Consider the following 24,774-nt stretch of genomic DNA (forward strand, 5'->3'; position numbering starts at 1 on the left):
GGTCAATCCTCCGGTTCTCGGTTCAGCCGCTGGCTGATGACCTGGGTGACGCCGGCACGCATCGTGACGCCGTAGAGGGCGTCGGCGACCTCCATCGTGCGCTTCTGGTGCGTGATGATGAGCAGCTGGCTCTTCTCCCGCAGTTGCTGGAAGAGCGTAATCAACCGGCCCAGGTTGACGTCGTCGAGGGCCGCCTCGACCTCGTCCATGATGTAGAAGGGGCTGGGGCGGGCGCGGAAGATCGCGCACAACATGGCCACCGCGGTCAGCGAGCGCTCGCCACCGGACAGCAGCGACAGCCGCTTGATCTTCTTGCCCGGCGGGCGGGCCTCGACCTCGACACCGGTGGTGAGCATGTCCTCGGGGTCGGTGAGCACCAGCCGGCCCTCGCCGCCCGGGAAGAGCACCTGGAACACGGCCTGGAACTCGCGCGCGGTGTCCTCGAACGCGGAGGTGAAGACCTCGAGGATCCGGTCGTCGACGTCCTTGACCACGGTGAGCAGGTCCTTGCGGGTGGCCTTGAGGTCCTCGAGCTGGTCGGAGAGGAACTTGAAGCGCTCCTCCAGTGCGGCGAACTCCTCCAGGGCCAGCGGGTTGACCTTGCCCAGCAGCGCCAGGTCGCGTTCGGCCTTGTTGGCCCGCTTCTCCTGGGTGGGCCGGTGGAACGGCACCGGCTCGGGGGGCTCCTTGCCGTCCTTCTCGGCCTGCGCGGCCTCGGCCTGGGTGGGCGGGACGAGCTGGTCGGGGCCGTACTCGGCGACCAGGGTGTCGACGTCGAGGGAGAAGTCCTCGGCCGCCTTGGCCTCGAGCTGCTCGATGCGCAGCCGCTGCTCGGCCCGGGCCACCTCGTCGCGGTGCACCTCGTTGGTGAGCCGTTCCAGCTCCGCGACCAGGCGCTTGGCGGTGGCGCGGACCTCCTGGAGCTCGGCCTCGCGGGCGGTGCGCGCGCGGGCCAGCGCGTCGCGCGCCTCCACCGCCGTGGCCAGGGAGACCGCGACCCGCGACATGGCGGCGGCCGCGCCCAGGGCGACGGCCTTGGCGATCTCCGCACCGCGCGCCCGGGCGGCCCGGCGGGCGGCCGCGCGCTCGCGGGCCTGGCGTTCCTGGGTGGCCTGGCGCAGCAGCGAGTCGGCCCGGCCGGCGATCGAGGAGACCCGCTCCTCGGCCGTACGGACGGCGAGCCGGACCTCCATCTCGTTCTGCCGGGCCTGCGGCACCAGCGCCGAGAGCGTGTCGCGTTCCTCGGTGGAGGGTTCCTCGTCGATCGGGGTGGCCTCGGCCAGCCGCAGCCGCTCCTCCAGCTCGGCCAGCCCGGCCAGGTCCCGGTCGCGGTTGGCCTCGGCCTTCTGCCGGGAGGCGCCCAGGCGCTCCGACTCGGCCTTGGCGGACCGGGCGGCGGCACCGAGCTCGGCGAGCCGGCGGGCGGCGGCGTTGCGTTCACCCTCGGCGGCCCGCTTGGCGGCGGCCGCGACGGCGACCGCCTCCTTGAGCTCCGCGACCTCGGCGCGGGCGTCGTCGAGCTGACCTTTCAGGACGCCGATGGACTCCTCGGCGGTCTCCCGGTTGGCCCGGGCCTCGTCCACCGCGGCCTGGACCTCGATGTAGCTGGTGGCCTTGCCGGAACCGCCGGCGGCCGCGTGCGCACCCAGCACGTCGCCGTCGGGGGTGACCGCGCGCAGCTCGGCGTTCTGTCCGACCAGGCGGGTCGCGGCGGCCAGGTCGGGGACCAGGACGACGTCGCGCAGCGCCCTGTTCAGCGCCGGGCGGATGGTGTCCGGGCAGTCGATGACGTCGGGCGCCCAGGCGGCACCCTCCGGCAGGGCCGGGCGCAGACTGTCGAGCGGGCCCTGCATGCCGGGCGCGGCCGGACCGGCGACCACGAGCGCGGCCCGGCCGGCGTCCGCGATCTTCAGGGTGCGCATGGCCTCGACGGCCTCGTCGATGCCGGTGAGGGCGACCGCGTCGGCGAGCACGCCCAGGGCCGCCGCGAGCGCGGCCTCGTGGCCGGGCCGGACGGTGAGCATCGAGGCGAGGCTGCCGAGCAGGCCGGGGATCTGGTCGGCCTTGCCGAGCAGCGCGCCGGCGCCGTCCTTGCGGCGCAGGCCCAGGGCGAGCGCCTCCTCGCGGGCCTTCCAGCTCGCGGCGTCCTTCTCGGCCGCCCGCTCGGCGTCGGAGAGCTCCTTGACCACCGCGGCCGCGCGGTCGTGCGCGGCGACGGCCTCGGCGTGCCGCTCGTCGAGCTCGGCGTTGTCCCGATCGGCCTCGGTGGACTCCGCGGACACCGCGTCCACCTCGGCCTGGGCGGCCTCGGCCCGCATGAGGGCGTCGTTGTGCGCGACCGCGAGCCGCTCGATCTCCTCGGCGGCACTTCCGGTACGGGCCCGGGCCGCGTTCACGTTGCCGGTGAGCTTGGCGAGTCCCTCGCGGCGGTCGGCGATCGCCTTGGCGGCCGCCCGCAACGCGCCCTCGGCCTGCAGCAGCTGCCGTTCCAGCTCCTGGCGGTGCTCGACCGCCTCGGCCAGCCGCATCTGGTCCTCGGTGAGGGCCTCGCGCAGCTCCTCCTCCTGCTCGCGGACCCGCTCCGCCTCGGCCTCGAGCTGGTCCGGGTCGCGGCCCGTACGCTCGTCGTCCGGCGCCGCGGCGAGATGCCGCAGCCGCTCGGAGGCCAGCTGCTCGGTGGAGCGGAAGCGTTCCTGCAGCGCGGAGAGCTTGTACCAGGTGTCCTGGGCGGCGGCGAGCAGCGGCGCGTCCTCGGCGTGCGCTGCCTCCAGGTCGGCCAGCCAGCGCTGGACCTCGCGGTTCTCCTCCTCGACCTGCTGGCGGCGCTCGCGCATCGCCGACTCGTCGGCGATCTCCTTGTCCAGCGTGGTGCGCAGCGTGTGCAGGTCGTCGGCGAGCAGCCGCAGCCGGGCGTCGCGCAGGTCGGCCTGGATGCCGGCCGCGCGCCGGGCCACCTCGGCCTGCTTGCCCAGCGGCTTGAGCTGGCGGCGCAGCTCGGCGGTGAGGTCGTTGAGCCGGTTGAGGTTGGTCTGCATCGCGTCGAGCTTGCGGATCGCCTTCTCTTTGCGCTTGCGATGCTTGAGGACGCCGGCCGCCTCCTCGATGAAGGAGCGGCGGTCCTCGGGCTTGGCGTGCAGCATCGCGTCGAGCCGGCCCTGGCCGACGATGATGTGCATCTCGCGGCCGATGCCGGAGTCGCTGAGCAGTTCCTGGATGTCGAGCAGGCGGCAGGAGCTGCCGTTGATCTCGTACTCGCTCTCGCCGGAGCGGAACATCCGGCGGGTGATCGAGACCTCGGTGTAGTCGATGGGCAGCGCGCCGTCGCCGTTGTCGATGGTCAGGGTCACCTCGGCCCGGCCGAGCGGGGCCCGCCCGGCGGTGCCCGCGAAGATGACGTCCTCCATCTTGCCGCCGCGCAGCGCCTTGGCGCCCTGCTCACCCAGGACCCACGCGATGGCGTCGACGACGTTGGACTTACCGGAGCCGTTGGGGCCCACCACACAGGTGATGCCCGGCTCCAGCCGCAGCGTCGTAGCGGACGCGAAGGATTTGAAACCCTTGACCGTCAGGCTCTTGAGGTGCACGGATCTCCGGGGGTCGGCGGTGTTCTGCTGGTCAGCAGGTTACCCGCAGGCGCACGCCATGTCCGTGCACGCCGCGCGTCCCGGATCGTGCCGGTCTCGACCCGACCCGACGCGTTTGTCGGAATTGGCGGCACGCGGGGCCGGCGCACACGGAGCAAAAAGATGCGCGCCGCCACTTGTGCCGTGGAGGCGCGCTTTGCGGGGTGCGTCGCGTGGTGCGAGGGGATGTGGGCGCCGGGTCACGGCGCCCGGTGAAGCTCAGGTCAGCGCCGGCTCGGTCAGCCGCAGAAGATCGTCTGCCTCCGCGGCGGCAGCCGCGAGACGATCGTTCTCCGCCCGGAGGCGGGTGATCTCGAACTCCAGAGCCTGCACCCTGGAACGCAGTCGGGTGACCTCGTCGAGCAGGCGCCGGTCGGGCGCCGCACCTACGTGGCCGTAGAGGGCCTTCGCCATTTCGTCTCCTTGTAAAGCGCTGCCGGAAAGGCCGGCCAAACGCGCGCCCAGTGGTACCGCACACCTTTGTGCCCACGGACACGCGTGAGCACAAACTCCTGCACCCGGGGACGTGCTGTGGATGCAGATTTTCCGTGCCCAGGACTCGACTGGACACAGATGGGCGCGACTGGCGACACCTCCATGGTGCGCTGATACCCACAGTCCGTCAAGCCGTGGGAACCGCGTTGCACCCGCTTGACCAGTGAATCACGCCACCCCGCGGGCCTTATCCAGGACTTATTTCTTTCTTAGCCGGTTTGCCCGGACCGCGCGGGGCTGCTTACCGTCTCCCGGGTCGAAACCTCTCGATCCCTCGAGGACCACGGAGGCACGACGTGCAGGGGCCAGCCGACCAGAGACCATCCGGGCGACACCGCGACCGGCAGGCGATGCCGTCGCCCGTGACCTTCGGCCTCTCCGTGATCGCCGTGCTCGCCGTCCTCGGCGCCGGCGCTGTGCTGCTGCCCGCCAGCTTCACCGGCTCGGGCACCCCGGCCGAGCAGCCGGAAGCCGCCGTCGCCGCCTTGGCGCCGGGTGCCGGTGGCGGGGCACCCGGCGCCAGGGCGGCGCGGCCGTCCGTCGCGCCGCCTCCGCCGTCCGCGTCCGCGTCGGCACCGGCCGCCGCGCCGTCCACCGCGGCGCCCAAGCCGAGCCGGACGGCCACCAAGAAGCCGGTCGCCAAGAAGCCGGTCGCCACCAGGAAGCCGACCCGCCAGCCGACGACCAGCGCCCCGAAGGTGGGTGCCGGGTTGGCGGCCCAGGAGACCGAGGTCATCCGGCTGGTCAACGTGGAGCGCGACAAGGCCGGCTGCGGCTCGGTGCGGCTCAACACCAAGCTCCGGACCGCCATGCGGCTGCACCTGCAGGAGCTCGGCACGCATGGTGACCTCTACATCAGCCACGTGAGTGACGACGGCCGGGACTTCGTCACCCGGGCCAAAGAGCAGGGCTACAACGACCCGGGCGGGGAGAACGTGGCCCGCGGCCAGCGCGACGCCGCGGACGTCATGACCAGCTGGATGAACAGCGAGGGGCACCGCGCCAACATCCTGAACTGCGATTTCAAGGCGCTCGGCGCGGGCGCGGTCAAGGGCACCGACGGCACGATCGTCTGGGGCCAGCTTTTCGGACGTTCTTGAGCAAACAGCCCGGAAAAACAGACAAATAGTGCGACCGACTGTCGCCTAGGTGACAGCCTCCCGTTACTTTTCGCCGCTGCGTCGTTGCAGCCATCGTGATAACACCCCCGTCGCGCCCGTGGTGCTGACCGCATGCGCATCTGTCTGCTCACCGGGGGCGGCTACCCGTTCCGCCGGGACGCCCTCGGCGGCTGGTGCCGCACGCTCGTCGACGGCCTCGGCCGGTTCACCTTCGACCTGCTGACCGTCACCGACCGCGAACCACCCGGCGGGCCGGCGTACCCGCTGCCCCGCCACGTCGTGTCCGCCTGCGCCGTGCCGCTGAGCCGCGAGATCCGGCGGCGCCCGGGCAACGACGACAACGCCACCGCCGCCGCTGTCCTGCTGTGCCGGGGGCTGCTGGGCGAGGCCGATTCCAAGGCCGCCGACGGCCTGTTCGCCCAGGGTCTGCAGGGGCTCTCCATGCTGGCCGAGTCGGCCGACCACCCGCTGAACGCGGTGCCGCTGACCGACGTGCTGCTCGACGCGTGGCGCACCGGCCGGACGTCGGCCGGCGAGGAACGGCTGCCGCGGCTCAGCCTGCGCGACGCCCGGACGGCCGCCACCCTGCTGCGCCACGCGGCCCGGGCGTTGTCCGTACCGGTGCCCACGGTGGATCTCGTGCACTGCGTCGGCGGCACCACGCCGCTGCTCGCGGCCCTGGCCGGCCGGTGGCGGACCGGGATGCCGCTGCTGCTGACCGAGGCGCGGGCGCCGGTGGCCCGGCCCCGGGCCGGCGAGGAACGGCTCTCCCCCGCGGTCCGCACGGTGCTGCGCCGGTTCCGCCGGGCGGTGGCCCGCACCGGGTACGCCGAAGCCGGCCTCATCGCCCCGTTGAGCGCGTACCACCACTCGTGGGCGCTGGGGCACGGTGCCGAGCCCGGCCGCCTCGTCCCGGTGCCCGCGGGAGTGGACCCGGTGGACTTCCCGTCCGCACCCGAGGCGAGGACGCAGCCGGCCATCGTCTGGGCCGGTAGCGGCGGCCCGGACAGCGGGCTGCGCGGGCTGCTGGAGGCGTTCGCGATCGTGGCCGCCGCCGTACCCGGGACGGTCCTGCACCTCGTCGGCGTCACCGCCGCGCACGAGGACCACTGCGCCGAACAGGTCGAACGCACCGGGCTCGGCCGGGCCGTCCGGCTGCACCCGCTGCCCGCCGACCCCCGCGACCGGTACGCCACCGGCCACCTCGTGGTGCACGTGCCGGGACCGTCCGACCCGCCGCACCGCCTGATCGAGGCGATGATGTCCGGCCGCGCCGTGATCGGCGTCGACGTGGGCCCGGTGGCCGAGACCCTCGGCGACGCGGGCACGCTCGTCCCCGGCAACGATCCCGCGGCGCTCGCCGAGGCGTGCGTCAGCCTGCTGCGCGCACCGGCTCGCCGCCGGGCGCTGGGGGACGCGGCCCGCCGCCGGGCCCTGGCCTGCTTCACCGCCGACCGGGTGGTCCGGGTCTACGGCGCCCTCTACACCGACCTGGCCGGGCCACCCCCGGCCCCGTCCTACGAGCTCGCGCTGGCCGTGCCCGCCCCCCGCGACGCCCGGCCGGCCACCGTGCGCTGGCTCGCCGAGGCGGGTGAGGACCGGTGACCGGCCTGGCGGTCGGACCCGGCCTGCGGCGGGCACCCGCTCTCAGGGTCACGCTGCTGCTGCGCTGCGCCCTGTACCTCGGCCCGCTCAGCGTCGCCGTCGCCGCGGCCGGCCTGCTCGGCAGCCTCCCGTGGCAGGTGCCCGCCGGCACGCTGGTGCTCGGCTGGAGCGTCACGCAGATCCTCACCGGCACCGGGGCCGTCGTGGCCCGGCGCGGCGGGGCCGGCGCCGGAACCCGGCTCGTCGGGCTCGGCTTCCTCACCGCCGCCGCGCTGTGGTGCGCATTCGTGCTGCTGACCCCGACCGCCATGACCGGTGCCGCGCCGGGCCGGGCGATCGCCGTCGGCGTCTGCGGTCTGGTCAGCCTGGCCTCGGTCACCGCGGCCCTGGTGGGCCGCAGCGAGGCGGCGGTCGTGCGGTGGAGCCTGCCGTGCTGGCTGCTGGCCGCCGTCTCGGTCGCCGGCGCGATCGGTGACACCTGGGCTGCCCGGGTGCCGGTCACGCTCCTGCTCCCGATCGCCGTCACGGCCGCCGCGTTCCGGGCCTTCCGGCCCGCGTTCCGGCGTACGGCCACCCTCGTGCTGCGGGGCGACGAGCTGCGCGGCGCGGTCGGCCGGGCGGTGCTCGGCGCCGGGCAGGCCGCGTCCGCCGTCCTGCTCTGGCGGGCCGGGCCCCCCGCGGCCACCTCACCCGCCGTGCTGCCGCTGCTGGCCGCCGCGCCGGTGCTCGAGGCGCTGATCGGCTGGCACCGGCGCCAGGTCGAGAGCAGCCTCGACGTGGCCGAGAGCGACGAGGAACACCGCGAGCACGTCGGTGGCGTGACCGTGGTGACCGTCGCCGCGTTGCTGCCGCCATTGGCCGCCGGGATCGCCCTCGCACTGGCCGCGTACCAGTTGCCGGCCGGGGTGATCGGTGCGCGGGAGGGAGTGCTGGCGGTGGCCGGCGGGATCCTGCTCAGCGGCGTACTGGCCATCACCCTGCTGCTCGCCGCGCGGGGCCGGACCTTCGTCGCTGCCCTGCTCGCCGTCGCGCCGCCGCTCGCGGCGGTCACGGCACCGCTGGTCCCGTCGCTGCCGCTGGACCCGCTCCGCACCGTCGTCGCCATCCTGGCGGCGACCCACCTCGTCGGACTGCTGACCGTCGCACACACCGCCGCAGACCCCCGGAGGACGTCGTGAAGACCCTGTTCCCCCCGTACGCCCAGCCCTCGCCCGACCTGGCCCCGGACCACGACACCTGGGTCGTGCAGGAACGGCCCGGCGCCCGCCGCTCGGTGCACCGGATCCTCGGCCGCATCGACCTGGACTGGGGCGGGCGTTCGCTGGCCGACGTGCTCGCCGACGTCGACGAGTGGCGCGCGGACGGCGCGGAGGGGCTCTTCCTGGACCGGGCGCCGGCGGGATCCGGCGGCGTCGGACCGGTGGCGCTGACCGTCCGGCTCGCCGCGCGGCGCGGGCTGCACCGCATCGTGCTCAACCCGGGCGTGCCGACCCACCCGCTCTACCGCGACCTGGGCGTACGGATCTGCACCTTCGACGGGCCCTGGTCGGCGTACCAGGGCTGGGCCGGCGACGGGGTGCTGCCCGGTGACGGCCATCTGGTGCACGGGGTGCCCACGCCACTGCTCACCGCCGCCCGCCGGCTGATGGGCCGCCGCGGTGCGGGCTTCGGGCTGGCCACCGACACCAGCCCGTACGTCAGCGCAACGGCAGGCGGGGGCGGGGCTGGCAGCGCGGACAGCTGTAGGACGAGCGGTTCATGAACTGCTCGCGGCGCATGATCGAGCCGCACCGGTGGCACGGCTGGCCCTCGCGCCCGTACGCGTTCAGCGACCGGTCGAAGTAGCCGCTCTCCCCGTTGACGTTGACGTAGAGCGCGTCGAAGGTGGTCCCGCCCGCGACGATCGCCTCGCTGAGCACGTCACGGACGTGGGCCAGCAGCCGGCGGACCGCGGGACGGGTGAGCGCGTCGGTGGGCCGGGCGCCGTGCAGCTGGGCCCGCCACAGTGCCTCGTCGGCGTAGATGTTGCCGACCCCCGAGATCAGCGTCTGGTCCAGCAGGGCCCGCTTGATCTCGGTGTGCTTGCCGCGCAGCCGCGCCACGAACAGCTCGTCGTCGAAGAGCGGGTCCAGCGGGTCCCGGGCGATGTGGGCGATCTCGTCGGGCAGCTCGGCGCCGCCCTCGGAGACCGACAGCCCGCCGAACGTGCGCTGGTCCACGAAGCGCAGCTGCGGGCCGTCGTCGGCGAAGGTGACCCGGACCCGCAGGTGCACCTCGTCCTGCGCCCCGGCCGGCTGCATCAGCAGCTGCCCGCTCATCCCGAGGTGCGCGATGACCGCGTCACCCGAGTCCAGCGGGAGCCACAGGTATTTGCCGCGCCGGGCGACGTCGGTGATGGTCCGCCCCTTGAGGACGGCGGCGAAGTGCACGTCGCCGGGCACGTGGCGGCGGATCGCCCGGGGATGGCGCACCTCGACGGTGTCGATGCGCCGGCCGGTCACCCAATTGGCCAGTCCCTGACGGACGGTCTCGACCTCGGGAAGCTCGGGCACGGGGGTCCTTCGGGGGTGGGGTCAGATCGTGTAGGGCCAGACGGCGACCAGGTAGGCGCCGTACCAGAGGCCGAACGCCGCCCAGGCGGCGATCGCGAGCACCGCGACCCGGGGCCGGGCGCGGGCTGCGGCGACGACCGAAGGCAGCAACGTCAAGAGTACGGGCAGCAGCAGGCGCGGCTTGGAATGGTAGAAACCCGCCTGCCCGTAGGCCAGCACCATCGCGACGAGCCCGTAGACGGCCAGCGGCAGCCAGGGCCGGCCGGCCAGCGCGACCCCGGCCGCGGCCAGCGCGGCCAGCAGGATCAGCGCGACGCTCATCGGCACCCAGCCCTCCCCGACGGTCAGCGTGCCGGTCAGGAAGTCGATCGTGCTGGCCCCGAAGTCGAAGGACGTGCCCCAGCCCGCGGTCTGGATCTTGAACCAGGCGTCGGCCTCCCCGACCCGCCACGCCACCCAGCCGAGGTAGGCGGGCACCCCGGCGAGGGCGACGGCGGCCGCGGCCAGCGGCGGCCACTTGCGGTCGGGATGGCGGCGCACCGCGATGACCGCCGCGACCGCCAGGGCCACCGCGGCGGCCGCACCGGTCGGCCGGGTCAGGGCGGCGCCGAGACCGAGCAGCCCGGCGGCCCACCAGACCTGGCGGTGGGCGGCGACGAACATGCCGGCGACCAGGGCCAGGAACAAGCTTTCCGAGTACGCCATCGACAGCACCACCGACATCGGCGCACCGCAGCAGATGGCGACCAGAGCCCAGCCGGCCCGGCGCCCGTAGAGCGAGGTGCCGAGCAGATGCAGGGCGACCGCGGCGCCGATCGAGGCGAGCCAGCTCACCGTGAGGGCCGCGCTGCCGGAGTCGAGGCCGAGCGCCGACAGCAACCGGATCAACATCGGATACAGCGGGAAGAACGCCAGCTCGTTGCCCTGCAGCGCGCCGTCGGCGCCGTACGTGTAACCGCTCGGATAGCCCGCGGCGACCCGCTGGAACCAGCCACCGTCCCAGATCAGCAGGTTGCGGCGCAGCCCGGCCGGTTCCGCGGTGGCGTGGTCCAGCACGACCAGGAACACCAGCTGGACCAGCCGGGTCAGCGCCAGGATGCCGACCGCGATCCCGGCACCGCGCCAGCGGCCGGCTCTGTCCCAGAGCCGCTCGGCGACGCCGGCCACGTCCGGGCCGGACTCGCGCACCGTCACGCTCACCGCTCGGCGGCCTCGGGCGTGGTCTCCGCCTCGGGCAGCTCGGTGTGGCCGCCGCCGGCCACCGCGTTCTTGCTCTCCGCCTCCGGCAGCTCGGTGTGGCCGCCATCGGCCACCGCGGCCTTGCTCTCCGCCTCCGAGAGCTCGGTGTGGCCGCCGCCGGCCACCGCGGGCGGCGGGGTCTGTGCCTCGGTCCGCTCGGTCAGGGTGCGCCAGGCGGCCGCGGCGGCGCGCTGCTCGGCCTGCTTCTTGCTGCGCCCGTCCGAGCCGCCGTAGCGCTCGCCGGCCACCACGACCCACGCCGTGAACGTCTTCGCGTGGTCCGGACCGGCGTCGTCGATCACGTAGTCCGGCACTCCCAGGCCCAGCGCCGCGGTCAGCTCCTGCAGGCTGGTCTTCCAGTCCAGCGCCGCGCCGCGCCCGGCGGACTCGGCCATCAGCGGGTCGAACAGCCGGTGGATCACGTCGCCGGCCACGCTCAGGCCGTGCTCGAGGTAGATCGCGCCGAGCAGCGCCTCCAGTGTGTCCGCCAGGATGCTGGCCTTGTCCCGGCCGCCGGTGGTCTCCTCGCCCTTGCCGAGCAGCAGGTGCGGACCCAGGCCGTGCGGGCCGAGGGTGCGGGCGACGTCGGCCAGCGCGTGCATGTTGACCACGCTGGCGCGCAGCTTGGCCAGCTGACCCTCGGGCAGGTCCGGGTGGTTGTGGAACAGCGCCGAGGTGATCACCACACCCAGCACCGAGTCGCCGAGGAACTCCAGGCGCTCGTTGGTCGGCAGACCGCCGTTCTCGTACGCGTACGAGCGGTGGGTCAGCGCGCGTTCGAGCAGCTCGGGTTCGAGGGGAATGCCGAACGCCTCTTCCAGTGGTTCGGTCGAAGGCCGCCGGCGCTTGTCGTTACTGCTCATGAACCACCTCTGGGGTCTTCGTGCGCCGCGGGGCTCGGATGCCCCGCCGGGAACTGGATCAGGTCGGCGATGACCGGCACCGCGGCTCGGCGGTGCAGGTCGGCGGCGAGAGCGATGCCCGCGGCGATGTCGTCGGCGGTTGCGGCGCCGTGACAGACGACGACTGTGCCGCCGACGCCGAGCAGGATGGCCGCCCGGGGCGGGACGTCGTCGTGGCCCGGGGGCCGGATCAGCGCGTACGCCGTCTCCAGGCCCTTGAGCAGCACGTTGCCGGTGAAGCCGTCGGTCACGACGACGTCGGCGGCGGTGCCGGTCACCACGTCGTTGCCCTCGACCAGGCCGGTGTAGCGGCCGCCGGCGGGCAGCTCGAGCGCCGCCAGCACGGCCGGAGCGGCCCGGCGCAGGCGGTCGCCCTTGCCGCGCTCGGTGCCGATGGTGAGCAGGCCGACGCGGGGGCTGACGAGGCCGTGCACGACGGCGGCGTAGGCGGCGCCGAGCCGGGCGTGCATGGCGAGGGTCTGTTCGTCCGGGTCGACGGAGGAACCCACGTCGAGCAGGACCAGCCGTCCCGCGACCGTGGGCAGCACCGCGGCGAGGGCGGGACGGCGCACGCCGGGCCAGCGGCCGAGGCCGAGAGCGGCGGAGGTGACGGTGGCGCCGGTGTTGCCGGCCGAGACGACCGCGTCGGCGTGACCTTGCGCGACAGCCAGTATGGCCGTGCGGACGCCGGATTCGACGCGGCTGAGCGCCTGATCGGGACCGGCGGCGCGGCTCATCGCCCGGTCGGGCCGGATGGGCGGACCGTCGCCGCGGCGCGCACCGGCCGGCGGGAGGTGTCCGCGATCCGGGCCGGCGGATTCGTGGTCGACCGGGCCGGCGCCTCGGCCGGCGGATCCGTCGTCGACCCGGCCGGCGCCTCGGCCGGCGGATCCGTCGTCGACCGGGCCGGCGGGGGCCGTGATGCTGCTCACCCGGGCGCGGTCGGCCGGTGGCAGGGCACGGCGAAGGGCGTCGGCCGCCTCGAGGGGGCCGACGAGAATCAGCTGGAGGGACGGATCGGCCTGGCAGGCGCGCAGAGCGCCGTCAACCACGACGGCGGGAGCATGGTCCCCGCCGAGGAGGTCGACGGCGATCCGCGCGGTGCCCGGCTCCGGTACAGCCCCGGCCGAGATGACTCGGCCGGCCTGCTCCGGAGCCCGGGCACCGGACGTTCGCCGCTCAGGTGTGACCCGCCCGATGATCGGGCTCGTCACTCCGTGGTGCTCAGACCTCGAGGACCTGACGGCCGTTGTAGGTGCCGCAGACCCCGCACGCAGTGTGCGGCAGGTGCGGCGACTTGCACTGGGGGCACGCCACGGTCTGGACCGCGGTCGCCTTCCAGTTCGCCCGGCGGGACCGGGTGTTGCTGCGCGACATCTTGCGCTTGGGGACGGCCACGGTACCTACTCCTCGATCATTTCGGGGTCTTGCTCAGTTCGGTTCTTCAGTTCTGGTCGTGCGGCGAAGCTGCCGTCGGCGACCCGGCTGACAGGTCACGCAGGGCCGCCCAGCGGGGATCGACCTCGTCATGGCTGTGGTCAGCCGGGACGTCGTCGAGATGCACCCCGCACTCGGGGCACAGCCCCGGGCAGTCCGGCCGGCAGACCGGGTTCGTCGGCAGCGTGAGCACCACCGCGTCACGCACCGCCGGCTCCAGGTCGAGCAGGTCCCCCTGCATCCGGCCCACCTCGTCCTCGTCCGTCGTCTCCTCCGTGGTGCTGGCCGCGTAGGCGTACAGCTCCGCGATGTGGACGTCGAACGGCTCCGAGATGTCGTTGAGGCAGCGACCGCACTCGCCGGAGAGCGAGCCACGGACGTTGCCGCTGACGTAGACGCCCTCGGAGACCGACGTCAGGCTCAGATCGAGCTCGAGGTCGGAACCCGTGGGCACCGAGATCAGTTCCAGACCGAGGTCCGGCGGTGCCGGCACCACCCGTTTCAGGGCGCGCGTCGCCCCGGGCTGGCGCGGGAGCTTCGTCGTGTCGACGACCAGCGGCTGCCTGGGATCGAGGTGGTTCTGCGTGTGCTTGGGCATCATGATTCCTCAGCCTGTGGGTAGGCCGACAGGAAAGGTTACCTGAGCAGCGGGCTCAGCGTCGAATCGGGTCGGCGGAGCGGTGCGGGCTCAGAACGGCAGCGGCCGTTCGTTCTCCTCACCCTGGAAGGTGCCGATCTCGCGCAGCGCGTGCATCTTGTCGCGGCCCCGCTCTATCGACGACAACGCCCTGGTCAGGAACTGTTCGAAGTTGGCCAGCGCGGTGTCGACGTAGTCGTCGACCTCCTCGCGCAGCCGCTGGGCCTCCGATCGCGCCTCGGCGACGATCCGGGCGCCCTCGTGCTCGGCCGAGACGGTGATCTCGTTGACCGAGACCAGCCGGGCGTGCTCCGTCTCACCCTCGCCGATGATCCGGTCGGCCTCCCGCTTGCCTGCGTCGATGATCTTGTCGCGTTCCTCGAGTAGCGCCACCGCTCGGCGCAGGTCGCTCGGCAGCTCAGCGCGCAGCTCTTCCAGCAGCGCGATCATCTCGCCGCGGTCGAACATGAAGTTGGTCCGGGACATCGGCACCGAGCGTGCCGCCTCCACCATGGAGATGATCTCGTCGATGCGGTCGAGCGGATCCACCGGCGCCTCACTCCTGTCATCTCACACTCACGCTGAGTGGGTGCGATCACGTTACTGCCGTACCCGATGATGCATCCGCGAAGGGCACGCCGTCAGTTTTGCCGCAGTCTGGTCACGAGCCGCTCGCCGACGAAGTCGGGGACGTAGGACGAGGCGTCCCCACCCCACTTGACCACGTCCTTGACCAGACTGGAGGACAGGAACGAGTACAGCGGATTGGTCGGCATGAACAACGTCTCCACGCCGGAGAGCCCGATGTTCATCTGCGCCATCTGCAACTCGTAGTCGAAGTCGCTGACCGCGCGCAGGCCCTTGATGACCACCGCCGCACCCTGGGCCTTGCAGAAGTCGACCAGCAGGCCGTGGAAGGACTCGACCCGCACGTTGTCGTACGCGGCCGTGGCCTGCCGCAGCATGCCGATCCGTTCCTCGACGGCGAACAGCCCGGTCTTCGAGTGGTTGATCAGGACGCCCACGATGACCTCGTCGAAGAGCCGGCTGGCCCGTCCGATGATGTCGAGGTGGCCGTTGGTGACCGGATCGAAGGACCCGGGACAGACCGCGCGTCTCATGATCGGCGACCGTACCAAAGAGTGGTCTCGCCATAGCGCCGGCTGCGCTCCGCGGTGATGCCGTCCACCCAGCTCAACGGCTCGCCCCGGACCGCCGTACGGCTCGATCGCTCGAAGGTCACGACGGCGTCGTCGGCGAGCCAGCCGTTCTCGACCAGCGCCTGCTGCACCTCGGCCACCTCGTCGTCGCTGACCGCGTACGGCGGATCGGCGAAGACGACGTCGAACGGACCGCCCTCGGGCGGGCCGGCCAGCACCTGGGCGACCTTGCCGGTGATCAACCGGGCGATGTCACCGGCGCGGAGCGTGACGATGTTGTCGCGGATGGCCCGGGACGCCTTGGCATCGGCCTCGACGAGCAGCGCGTAGGCGGCGCCGCGGGACAGAGCCTCCAGGCCGACCGCCCCGGAACCGGCGTAAAGGTCGGCGAACCGGGCGCCTTCCAGGTCCGTCATGGTGCCGAGGGCGCTGAAGTAGGCCTCCCGCACCCGATCGGCCGTGGGCCGGGTCTGCGCACCGGCCGGCGCGGCCAGCCGTCGGCCGCCGTGCGCACCGGCGATGATCCTGGTCATACGGCCTCGCGAGGGTCTGCGGATAACACGATGTGACGCTACGCCACCACCGGTGACCGGCCACTGCGGAGTGAACTTTTACCCTTCCGCCATCACCCAACGCATTGATGCGACAGCTCACGGCTGAACGAAGATCTCGAATGAGTATCAACCCGCTTAGGGTTGCATTCGGTGTTACTCAGATTCGCGGACTTGGCTATGGTCGGTCGGCCGCCGACGAAACGCTGTCGGCTCGACGATGCGGGGAGGCGTCGTCGCTGGCTCTCGCCGCACCCATTGCCTGGCGATTGCCGCCCTGCTTTCCCGCGCCGTACCCCTCGATCTCTGTACAGGAGTAGGCGTGAATCTGAAGTCCCCCCTGCGCCGCACCGCGGTTCTGGCCGCCGGCGCGCTCATCGGCCTGAGCGGCGCGTTCGCGCTCGCCGGCCCGGCCAGCGCCCACCACAACGTCGTCAAGGGCGAGTCCGATTGCGACCAGGTCACCGGCGAGTGGGTCGTGGACTGGAAGGTCCAGGCCATCGGCAACAAGCCGACCTACAAGTGGACCGAGGTCACGCTCACGCCCGCGGGCACCACGATCAACAACCCGGACCTCGCCGTGAACGGCAAGGAGCTGGAGAACGCCAAGGAGCTCACCGGCCAGCAGCGCGTGCCCGGCACGGAGTCCAGCTCCTCGCTGACCGTCAAGGCGGTGTGGGAGTCCGGCAAGGCGTCGGAGACCGGCACGGTCACCTTCGCGGGCAAGTGCGAGAAGACCCCGAGCGAGGAGCCGTCGACTCCCACCGAGGAGCCCTCGACCCCGACCGAGGAGCCGTCGACCCCCACTGAGGAGCCCTCGACTCCGCCGGTCATCCCGTCGGACCTGCCGGGCGAGCCCGAGCCGATCCTCGAGGCCGACTGCGACACGATCACGATCGGCCTGGACAACCCGGCCGACGGCGTCGAGTTCACGCTGAAGTTCGAGACCAGCAAGGGTGAGACCCGCACCCTGGTCATCAAGCCGGGCGAGAAGAAGACCGAGACCTTCAGCGCCACGCCGGGCTTCAAGATCGACCTGACCTTCTCGGCCACGGTCGACGGCGAGAAGTTCTCGGACACCATCCCGGTCGAGTACGAGCAGCCCGAGGACTGTGACAGCAGCGGCGCCGGTGGCGGCCTGCCGCTGACCGGTGCCGCCGCGGGCAGCATCGCGGGTGGCGCGGGCGCTCTCCTCGCCGTCGGTGCCGGCCTGTTCTTCATGGCCCGCCGTCGCAACGTGAAGTTCACCGCCTGATCCCCGGCTAGCGGCTCCACAGGAGGGGCGCGTCGACCGTCACGGTCGGCGCGCCCTTTCGCTGTCCACTTGCGACAGAAAGTCCCCATTGATCAACACTTACCGCATCGATGACGTGTCACTCAGTAGATCGATTGTCTCGGCTGGGCATCAACAGTCTTAAGCCGTCCTGAGCTGTTTCCCAGAAACCTTCCAGTGGCTATCGTCAGGCCGCATCACCGACGAAACGCTGTCGGTTCGACGGCGCGGGGAGGCGCTGTCGCTAGCCCCGCTGTCCCCTGGCGGTGGCGCACTGTCTCCCTGTGTCGTGCCCCCTCGTTCCGCCGTCACATGGAGTACGCGTGAAGTTGAACTCCCCGCTCCGGCGCGCCGCGACCGTCCTCGCAGGCGCGCTCCTCGGCCTGACCGGAATCACGGTCGCCACGTCCCCCGCCAGCGCCCACGACACCGGCATCAACGGCGTCGCGCGGTGCGACACCGCCACCGGCACCCGCATCGTCACCTGGACCCTCACCAACGACTGGCCCGCGAACGCCACTGTCGGCGAGCTCGCGACGACGCCCACCGCCGTCGAGGGACTGCAGAACGGCACGGTCATCCCGGCCAAGAGCGGCGGCAAGGACGGCGAGCTGGTCGTCACCCAGCAGGTGACCGGGGACGCGGCCAAGGAGGCCACCGTCTCGTTCAAGTCGCGCTGGTCCGACGACGGCTACGAGAACGAGGTCAAGAAGGGCTCGGTCAAGTTCACCGACCCGTGCGTGAAGGACGAGGCTCCCTGCGTCACCGCGGACAAGGCCTCGTTCCACCACACCTTCGGCGTCAAGGAGGACGGCTCCACCGCGACCGTCACCCTCGACGACGGCATCACCCTCTGCGAGGGCGAGCCGGTCACGCTGGTCTCCTACTTCGCGCCGAAGCCGCAGTTCTCGGTGCCGCAGTACAAGTTCGACTCCGACACGGGCACGATCACCAACGAGAAGCGCTCGGTGGACCTGTCCGTCGACGTGCCGAAGTGCAACACCCAGGTCGACCTGTTCTTCGGTGGCGAGGACGACATCATCGGCGAGATCACCGAGGGTGGTAAGCGCTACGGCGACACCAAGCTGGGCAGCGGCAACGGCTCCGGCAGCCGCTCGAAGGGCCCGCAGGGCTGGTTCAACGGCGGCTCCAAGGGCTGCCAGACCCCCGCGGTCGAGCCGCTGTCGCAGTGTGACGGCACCGTGGCCATCAACCTGAGCAACGACGGCCTGACCGACAAGTACCCGATCGAGTTCACCGTCAAGGCCGGCGAGTTCACCAAGATGGTCACCGTGACCAAGGGCAAGGGCGAGACCGTCGTGGTCCCGGCCGGCTCCGGCTCCATCACGGTCTCGGCGCCCGACATGAAGGACGTCTTCTACAACTGGACGCCGCCGGCCGACTGCGAGCTGCCCAGCGTCGTCGTCGAGAACGACTGCAAGACCGTCACGGTCACGGTGCAGAACCCCGAGGGCGTCCAGCCGGCGACCGCGCGGGTCACCTACGGGGACACCGTCAAGGACGTCACCGTGGCGGCCGGCAAGACCGAGAAGATCACCTTCAAGCGGGGCATGGAGACGTACGCCTCGATCGAGTTCCCCGACCTGGACGTGGAGCCGATCAAGGCCACGCTCGGCGAGGTGGACTGTGACAACGGCGGCGGTGCCGGCGGCGGCGGCGGTGGCGACAGCGACGAGCCCGACGAGCCCGGCCTGCCCGTCACCGGCCCGGTGGCCGGCAGCATCGCGGGTGTCGCGGCACTGCTGCTGATCGCGGGCGGCGTGTTCTTCTTCATCGCCCGGCGGCGCAAGGTGACCTTCACCGCCTGATCCACCAGTACTTGGTCCACCAGCGCTTGTTCCACCAGCGCTTGTTCCACCAGCGCTTGTTCCACCAGCAAGGAATCATCGGGGTGCGTCGGCCGGTAACGGCCGGCGCGCCCCGCTTCTCTTCCCAGAAGTGAGCGGACGTGCTGAAGAACCTGCTCCCCCGCGCCGCGGCGATCACCGCCGGCGCGCTCCTCGGCCTCACCACCCTGATGGCCGCCGCCCCCTCTCAGGCCGCCGTCCTCCCGGCCGCCGTCTCCCAGACCGCCGTCTCCCCGGGCGACGCCGCCCAGGCTGCCGTCCCGCCCCGGGTCGATGGGCCCTCGGCCCAGACCGGTATCACGGGCGCTGCCGCGTGCAACGCGGCCGCCGGCGAGTGGACCATCACCTGGACGATCACTAACAACTGGACAGAAATGGCCAAGGTGGACAAACTGTCCACCGTGCCGGCCCCGGTGCCCGGCCTGGCCGACGGTGGGTATCTCAACCGCCGCCAGGAAAGCGGCACCGTCGGGAAGACGATCTTCACCCAGGTGCTGCGGAACAGTCCCGCCGAAGCCTCGGTCTCGTTCGTGGCCGTCTGGGCGAAGACCAAGGACGCGGACAACAAGGCCACCGTCCAGCTCGGCGCGTGCGAGCAGCCCGAGCCGCCGTGCGTGCAGCAGGCCCAGGCGCGCTTCCACCACGAGTTCGCCGTCAAGGACGGACAGGCCACGGCGACCGTGACGCTGGACGACGACGTCAAGCTCTGCGCCGCCGAGCCGGTGACGCTGGTGACCTACTTCGCGCCGAAGCCGCAGTTCTCGGTCCCGCAGTACGTCTTCGCCCACCGGACCGCGACGATCAGCAACGAGCAGCGCGCGGTCACCCTGACCGCGCCGCTGCCGGCCTGCAACACCCAGGCCGACCTGTTCTTCGGCGGCGAGGGCGACATCATCGGTGAGATCACCGAGGATGGTGAGCGCTACGGCGACCTCAAGCTGGGCAGCGGCAACGGTCCCGGTAGCCGCTCGGAGGGCCCGCAGGGCTGGTACAACGGCGGCTCCAGGGGCTGCCATCAGCCGGCCGTGCAGCCGGTCTCCCAGTGCGACGGCGCGGTCGACGTGAACCTGAGCAACACGGGTGAGCAGACGAAGTACCCGGTCGACTTCACGGTCCGGGCCGGCGAATTCACGCAGACGGTGACCGTCGCGCCCGGCAAGGGCGAGACGGTGCGGGTGCCGGCCGGCCGCGGCCTGATCACGGTGACAGCGGACGGCATGAAGGACGTCACGTACGAGTGGCAGCGCCCGGAGAACTGCCCGCCCCCAGGTGACGGTGGCGGCCCGGGTGGCGGCGATCCCGGTGAAGGCGGCGGCCCGGGCAACGGGGACGGGGACGGCGGCGGCTCGAACGGCGGCGGCGAAACCGATGGCGGCGGATCCGGTGCTGGAGGCGGCGATGACGACGGTGGCCTCCCGGTGACCGGCGCGGCGGCCGGCACGATCGCGGCCGGCGCGGCGGTCCTGCTGATCGGCGGCGGGGTCCTCTTCGTGGTGGCCCGGCGCCGCCGCGTCACCTTCACCCCCTGAGCTGACCCGCGACGCGTATAGGGCGCGCCGACCACCCGGTCGGCGCGCCCTTCGCTTTCTTCGCCCGAACCGCGGCTGCAGACCGGCGCTCGGCCCGGCTACAGGCCGGTGGGCGGCCGAAAGGTCCCGTCCGGCTCGGGCAGGTACTCGTGCACCGCGACGACCGCCGCCACCGGGATCGCCTCGTACACGTGCGGGAACAGCATGCCGCCCGGATCCGGCGGATCCCCCTGCTCCCAGACCACCGGCCGGCTCAACCGGCTCTCGTCGATCTCCAGCAGCACGATGTCCTGCCGGCCGCGGGCCAGCGCCGTCGCCGGCACCGCCACCTGTTCCGGCGTCGAGCAGTGGATGAAGCCCTGGCTTTCCAGCGTGTCCGCCGCATACCAGCCGGCCGGAATCGCCGCTTCCCACTCCGCGCGGGGACAGAAGTGCAGGATCATCCCTTCTCCAGGTACTCGGCGCGTTCCTCGTCCACCAGGGCGGCGACCGAGGCCAGCAGGGCCGGATGTCTGGCCAGCGTCGGATCCTCGGCCACGAGTTCCTGAGCCTCCGCCCGGGCGTCGGTGATCAGCTTGCTGTCCCGCAACAGCGACAGCAGCCGCAGATGGCTGTGCCTGCCGGACTGCGACGCGCCCAGCACGTCGCCTTCGCGGCGTTGTTCGAGGTCCAGCTCCGCGAGCCGGAAGCCGTCCGTTGTGGACGCCACCGCGTCGAGCCGTTCGCGGGCCGGGGTGCCTTCCGCCGCTTCGGTGACCAGCAGGCAGATGCCCGGCGCCGAACCCCGGCCGACCCGGCCCCGCAGCTGGTGCAGCTGGGAGACGCCGAAGCGGTCCGCGTCCATGATGATCATGACGGTGGAGTTGGGCACGTCGACGCCCACCTCGATCACCGTCGTGGCGATCAGCACGTCCAGGTCACCGGCCGCGAACCGGCGCATGACCGCGTCCTTCTCGTCCGCCGGCAGCTTGCCGTGCAGGATGCCGAGCCGCAGCCCGTGCAGCGGGCCCTCCTCGAGGATCGGCGCGACCTCCATCACGGCCAGCGGTGGCCGGCGCGCGGGCTCATTGTCGCCCGGCGGCTCTTCGTCCTCCTCGGCTTCCGTGGAGCCGATCCGCGGGCACACCACGTACGCCTGGTGGCCGGCCTTGACCTCCTCGCGCACCCGCTGCCAGGCCCGCTCCAGGAAAGCCGGGCGCTCGGGCGGCACGACGTGCGACGCGATCGGTGAACGGCCGCGCGGCAACTGCGACAAAGTGGACGTTTCCAGGTCCCCGTACACGGTCATCGCGACCGTGCGCGGGATCGGCGTCGCCGTCATCACCAGCACGTGCGGTGGCTGCGCGGCCTTGGCCCGCAGCGCGTCGCGCTGTTCCACCCCGAAGCGGTGCTGCTCGTCGACCACCACCAGGCCGAGGTCGTGAAAGTCGACACCTTCGTACAGCAGGGCGTGGGTGCCCACCACGATGCCCGCGGTCCCGTCGGCGACCTTGGCCAGCGCGGCCCGCCGCGCCGCCGCGCCGAGCGAGCCGGTGACCAGCGTGAGCTGCGTGCCGTTCGGATCACCGTCGAGCTCCCCGGCCCGGCCCAGCGCGCCCAGCTGCGCGCTGATGCTGCGGTGATGCTGGGTGGCGAGCACCTCGGTCGGGGCGAGCAGCGCGGCCTGCCCGCCCGCGTCGACGACCTGCAGCATCGCCCGAACCGCCACCAGCGTCTTGCCGGAACCGACCTCACCCTGCAACAACCGGTGCATCGGATGGGCGCGGGCCAGATCCGCGGCGATCTCCTCACCGACCCGGGCCTGGCCCTCGGTCAGCTCGTAGGGCAGCGCCGCGTCGAACGCGGCCAGCAACCCGGCCTCGGTGCGCGGCCGGGACCTGCCGGGCGCGGCGGCCGCCCGGGCCTTGCGCTGCACAAGCGTCAGCTGTACGGCGAAAGCCTCATCCCACTTGAGCCGGTACCGGGCCAGTTGCAGGTCCTTGTCGGAGCTGGGCCGGTGGATCTCCCGCAGGGCCTTGCCGATGCCGATGAGGTTGCGGCTGGCGCGGACCGTACCCGGCAACGGATCATCCGGCGGCTGGAAGGTCTCCAGCACCTCGCGCACGTAGCGGGCGATGGTCCACGTCGGCACGGCGGCCGCGGCCGGATACACCGGGATCAGCGCACCGGCGAACTCCTCGATCTCCTCGGCCGCCTCGTCCTGCGTCGCGTCCGCCTTGAGCAGCTGGTACGCCGGCCCGTTGAGCTGGCGCTTGCCCCGGAAGTCGGTCACCTTGCCGGCGAACAGCCCCCATCGGCCGGTCCGCAACTCCCGCTCCCGCCACGCCTGGTTGAAGAACGTGCACGTCAGCGTGGCTCCGGAACCGTCGCCGACGGTGATCTCGAGCATGGTGCCGCGGCGCTGGCGCATCGGCCGTACCGTCGTGCTCTTGACCTGCGCCAGCAGGGTGACCTGCTCGCCCACCTCGAGCTTGCGCATGTCGGTGTGCTCGCCCCGCTCGTCGTAACGGCGCGGGAAGTGGTAGATCAGGTCACCGGCGGTGTGCAGGTCGAGATGGGTGGCGAGCGCCTTGGCCTTGGCCGCCCCCAGCACCTTCTCCAACGGGGTGTCGGTGGTGGTGACGGTCTTCGTGTCGGTCATTCCACTCCTACCAACAGGTGGTAGCGGGGCTGGCCGCCCGCATAGCTGTTCAGCTCGACGAAACGCCACTCGCTGGTGACGTGGGCACGCAACCGCTCCTCCAGCTCGGGCGGGGCGTCCGCGCCGAGCACGAGGGTGACGAGCTCGCCGCCACCGCCGAGCAGCCGGTCGAGCAGGCGCAGGCAGACCTGCTCCAGATCGCCACCGATGACGTGCACCTCCCCGTCGACCAACCCGAGCAGGTCGCCGGGAAGACAGCGGCCGGCGACGGTGAGCGCCTCCCGGCTGGCGGTGCAGACCTCGCCGTACCGGCAGGCACCGGCGGCCTCGGCCATCGCGATGACATCATCGTCGAACGGCCGCCCGGGATCCCGGACGGCGAGGGCGGCGAGGGCCTGCACCGGGGAGCGGGTGGGCACGACGCTCACCCGTACGCCGTGCGCGGCGGCCTCCTGCGCGGCGGACCGGGCGACGGCGTGGGTGTTGGCATCGTTGGGCAGCAGCACGATGTGACCGGCCCCGGTGGCGGTGATGGCGTCGAGAATCTCGGCAATGGAGGGATTGCGGCCGACCACGGTGGCACCCTCGGCAGCGAAGATGGCGGTGAGCCCGTCTCCGGCAGCGACGACGACGGTGGCCCGGGCATCGGGATCCGGCGCACTGACGCCTACCGATGGGACCGGCTCCGGGGCCCGAAGATCTTGATCCTGGCTGCCGTCGTGCTGGTTGTCCTCGTGCCGGTGGTTCGCATGCTGATCGTTTTGGTGCCAGTGGTCTTCCAGGCGGGTGACGGTGATCCGATGCGGACGGCCCGCGACGACGCCGGCCTCGATCGCGGCGCCGACCTCGTCGACCGGCACGTGGACGTGGACGTTCCAGGTGGGTGGCTCGCCGTCGCCGGTCCCGACGACCACCAGCGAGTCGCCGATGTCTCCGAGCACACCGCGCAGCGACTCGACATCCCCGGGCGTCGCATCCAGCAGGTACTGCACCTCGTATCCGAATCGGTCATCGGCGCCGTCGTCCGTGGCCGGGTCCGAATCGGAGGAAGCGGAAGCGTCGGAGCCGGCCACAGTGGCGTCGGCGCGCAACGGGTGGATAGGGACCACGGCAAAGACGGGTCCGGAGTGCCGTGACGCGGCAGAGCCGACCGGACTCACGTCCGGGCCCGGCGCAGAGTGGGATGCCGAGCCCCGGTCGGCGGCCGGGGGCAGATCGGTGGCCGGGATCGGATCGGTCGCCGGAGGCTGGGCGGTAGCTGGATCCCGGTCCGTGGTCGAGGCCCTGGCCGCAGCCGGATCCGCGGCCGAGGCGGCTCCGACCAGGCCGACCGTCGGCGGAGCCGCCGAGGCGAACGCGGTCGCGGGCGGAGCTGAAGCCTCCGAAATCGCGGGTACCGCGGACGGGGCGGCGGGGTCGTCGGTCTTGGCAGGAGATGTGCTGGTGTTGCTCAGCGCTTCCACCAGAGCCTCCAGGAGGAGGACCAGGCCGCGGCCGCCCGCGTCCACCACGCCGGCCCGGGCCAGGATCGGGAGTTGCTGGGGAGTGCGGGCCAGGGCTTCCGTCGCCGCGTGGGCTGCGGCCCGGGCCACCGTCAGCAGATCGTCGGACGCGATCTTGCGGGCTCCCTCGGCCGCCGCTGCCACCACCGACAGCACCGTGCCCTCGACCGGCTTGGCCACCGCCGCGTAGGCCGCCTCGCTCGCCGTGCGCAGCGCCCGGGTCAGCTCCCCGCCCCGCACTGCCACCCCCGTGGCGAAGGCGTCGGCCATGCCGCGCAGGATCTGCGACACGATCACGCCCGAGTTGCCCCGGGCGCCCAGCAGGGCTCCGCGGGCCATCAGGCGCATCGTGCCACCCAGCGTGCTCGAGCCGGTGGTGGGCTGCTCGGGGGCGTCGTCCAGGGCCTGCTGGGCCGAGGTCAGGGTGAGCACCAGGTTGGTGCCCGTGTCGCCGTCGGGCACCGGGTAGACGTTCAGCTCGTCGATCTCGTGCTGGTGCGCCCGGAGCGCGGCCAGCCCACGACCGCACCAGCGGCGGACCGCGGCGGCGTCCAGGGAGTCCAGCACGCGAAAAGCGTACTAACCAGCACCGACAATTGCCGGGTGCCGGGCTTCGCGGCGGGTACGGCCAGGGGCGAT

21 protein-coding genes are annotated in these 24,774 nt (G+C 72.4%); 7 read left to right on the forward strand and 14 right to left on the reverse strand.

Features of this window, described 5'->3' with window-relative positions; translation table 11 throughout:
• Positions 1-2 precede the first annotated feature (2 nt).
• Complete coding sequence (gene smc, locus Aau02nite_RS30790) at positions 3-3,584, reverse strand: chromosome segregation protein SMC (protein ID WP_212992103.1); 3,582 nt, start codon at positions 3,582-3,584, stop codon at positions 3-5.
• 258 nt (positions 3,585-3,842) lie between these two features.
• Positions 3,843-4,037, reverse strand: a complete 195-nt coding sequence (locus Aau02nite_RS30795) for a hypothetical protein (protein WP_125804837.1) — start codon at positions 4,035-4,037, stop codon at positions 3,843-3,845.
• 431 nt (positions 4,038-4,468) lie between these two features.
• Between Aau02nite_RS30795 and Aau02nite_RS30800 the strand changes: the two genes are divergently transcribed.
• The 4 genes from Aau02nite_RS30800 (at position 4,469) to Aau02nite_RS30815 (ending at position 8,606) form a co-directional block, all read left to right on the forward strand.
• Positions 4,469-5,218, forward strand: coding sequence for a CAP domain-containing protein (locus Aau02nite_RS30800; RefSeq protein WP_212992104.1), 750 nt, complete (start codon positions 4,469-4,471; stop codon positions 5,216-5,218).
• 132 nt (positions 5,219-5,350) lie between these two features.
• Positions 5,351-6,844: a DUF3492 domain-containing protein gene (locus Aau02nite_RS30805; protein WP_212992105.1), complete on the forward strand. Its 1,494-nt coding sequence runs from the start codon at positions 5,351-5,353 to the stop codon at positions 6,842-6,844.
• Positions 6,841-8,022 (forward strand): hypothetical protein, encoded by a 1,182-nt coding sequence (locus tag Aau02nite_RS30810; RefSeq protein WP_246595569.1) that lies wholly within the window; start codon positions 6,841-6,843, stop codon positions 8,020-8,022. The genes Aau02nite_RS30805 and Aau02nite_RS30810 overlap by 4 nt, the downstream gene beginning before the upstream one ends.
• Positions 8,019-8,606 carry a putative glycoside hydrolase gene (locus tag Aau02nite_RS30815; protein WP_212992106.1) on the forward strand — a complete coding sequence of 196 codons (588 nt, stop codon included), beginning with the start codon at positions 8,019-8,021 and terminating at the stop codon, positions 8,604-8,606. The genes Aau02nite_RS30810 and Aau02nite_RS30815 overlap by 4 nt, the downstream gene beginning before the upstream one ends.
• Here the strand turns inward: Aau02nite_RS30815 and mutM are convergent.
• The 9 genes from mutM to rsmD form a co-directional block, all read right to left on the reverse strand.
• Entirely contained in the window at positions 8,542-9,396 is an 855-nt protein-coding gene (gene mutM / locus Aau02nite_RS30820; protein WP_212992107.1) for a bifunctional DNA-formamidopyrimidine glycosylase/DNA-(apurinic or apyrimidinic site) lyase, read from the reverse strand. The genes Aau02nite_RS30815 and mutM overlap by 65 nt on opposite strands.
• 21 nt (positions 9,397-9,417) lie before the next feature.
• Positions 9,418-10,590 (reverse strand): putative hexosyltransferase, encoded by a 1,173-nt coding sequence (locus Aau02nite_RS30825; protein ID WP_212992108.1) that lies wholly within the window; start codon positions 10,588-10,590, stop codon positions 9,418-9,420.
• A 2-nt stretch (positions 10,591-10,592) separates the two neighbouring features.
• Positions 10,593-11,498, reverse strand: coding sequence for a ribonuclease III (gene rnc / locus Aau02nite_RS30830; protein WP_246595570.1), 906 nt, complete (start codon positions 11,496-11,498; stop codon positions 10,593-10,595).
• Entirely contained in the window at positions 11,495-12,670 is a 1,176-nt protein-coding gene (locus Aau02nite_RS30835; protein WP_438841187.1) for a phosphate acyltransferase PlsX, read from the reverse strand. Before Aau02nite_RS30835 ends, rnc begins: the two co-directional genes overlap by 4 nt.
• Positions 12,671-12,761: 91 nt before the next feature.
• The gene (rpmF, locus tag Aau02nite_RS30840; protein WP_097318372.1) at positions 12,762-12,935 is read right to left on the reverse strand and encodes a 50S ribosomal protein L32; all 174 of its coding nucleotides are present in this window, start codon (positions 12,933-12,935) and stop codon (positions 12,762-12,764) included.
• Between the two features lie 46 nt (positions 12,936-12,981).
• On the reverse strand, positions 12,982-13,572 hold the full coding sequence (locus Aau02nite_RS30845; RefSeq protein ID WP_212992110.1) for a YceD family protein: 591 nt from the start codon (positions 13,570-13,572) through the stop codon (positions 12,982-12,984).
• Positions 13,573-13,662: 90 nt separating this feature from the next.
• Positions 13,663-14,160: an SPFH domain-containing protein gene (locus Aau02nite_RS30850; RefSeq protein WP_212992111.1), complete on the reverse strand. Its 498-nt coding sequence runs from the start codon at positions 14,158-14,160 to the stop codon at positions 13,663-13,665.
• A gap of 92 nt (positions 14,161-14,252) precedes the next feature.
• Positions 14,253-14,732 carry a pantetheine-phosphate adenylyltransferase gene (gene coaD, locus Aau02nite_RS30855; protein WP_212992112.1) on the reverse strand — a complete coding sequence of 160 codons (480 nt, stop codon included), beginning with the start codon at positions 14,730-14,732 and terminating at the stop codon, positions 14,253-14,255.
• Complete coding sequence (gene rsmD, locus Aau02nite_RS30860) at positions 14,729-15,304, reverse strand: 16S rRNA (guanine(966)-N(2))-methyltransferase RsmD (RefSeq protein ID WP_212992113.1); 576 nt, start codon at positions 15,302-15,304, stop codon at positions 14,729-14,731. Before rsmD ends, coaD begins: the two co-directional genes overlap by 4 nt.
• A gap of 340 nt (positions 15,305-15,644) precedes the next feature.
• On the opposite strand from rsmD, the gene Aau02nite_RS30865 reads away from it, so the two are divergent.
• The 3 genes from Aau02nite_RS30865 (at position 15,645) to Aau02nite_RS30875 (ending at position 19,992) form a co-directional block, all read left to right on the forward strand.
• Positions 15,645-16,577 carry an LPXTG cell wall anchor domain-containing protein gene (locus Aau02nite_RS30865; RefSeq protein WP_212992114.1) on the forward strand — a complete coding sequence of 311 codons (933 nt, stop codon included), beginning with the start codon at positions 15,645-15,647 and terminating at the stop codon, positions 16,575-16,577.
• A 341-nt stretch (positions 16,578-16,918) separates the two neighbouring features.
• Entirely contained in the window at positions 16,919-18,424 is a 1,506-nt protein-coding gene (locus Aau02nite_RS30870) for an LPXTG cell wall anchor domain-containing protein (RefSeq protein ID WP_212992115.1), read from the forward strand.
• 140 nt (positions 18,425-18,564) lie between these two features.
• Positions 18,565-19,992: a hypothetical protein gene (locus Aau02nite_RS30875; protein ID WP_212992116.1), complete on the forward strand. Its 1,428-nt coding sequence runs from the start codon at positions 18,565-18,567 to the stop codon at positions 19,990-19,992.
• A 98-nt stretch (positions 19,993-20,090) separates the two neighbouring features.
• Here Aau02nite_RS30875 and Aau02nite_RS30880 read toward each other — a convergent pair whose 3' ends face one another.
• The 3 genes from Aau02nite_RS30880 to Aau02nite_RS30890 are packed head-to-tail and all read right to left on the reverse strand — an operon-like array spanning position 20,091 to position 24,702.
• Positions 20,091-20,435, reverse strand: a complete 345-nt coding sequence (locus tag Aau02nite_RS30880; RefSeq protein WP_212992117.1) for a DUF952 domain-containing protein — start codon at positions 20,433-20,435, stop codon at positions 20,091-20,093.
• On the reverse strand, positions 20,432-22,633 hold the full coding sequence (gene recG / locus Aau02nite_RS30885; RefSeq protein ID WP_212992118.1) for an ATP-dependent DNA helicase RecG: 2,202 nt from the start codon (positions 22,631-22,633) through the stop codon (positions 20,432-20,434). The genes Aau02nite_RS30880 and recG overlap by 4 nt, the downstream gene beginning before the upstream one ends.
• Positions 22,630-24,702, reverse strand: a complete 2,073-nt coding sequence (locus Aau02nite_RS30890) for a DAK2 domain-containing protein (RefSeq protein ID WP_212992119.1) — start codon at positions 24,700-24,702, stop codon at positions 22,630-22,632. Before Aau02nite_RS30890 ends, recG begins: the two co-directional genes overlap by 4 nt.
• Positions 24,703-24,774: the final 72 nt, after the last annotated feature.

It is taken from the genome of Actinoplanes auranticolor (assembly GCF_018332655.1).
Classification (GTDB): Bacteria; Actinomycetota; Actinomycetes; order Mycobacteriales; family Micromonosporaceae; genus Actinoplanes; species Actinoplanes auranticolor.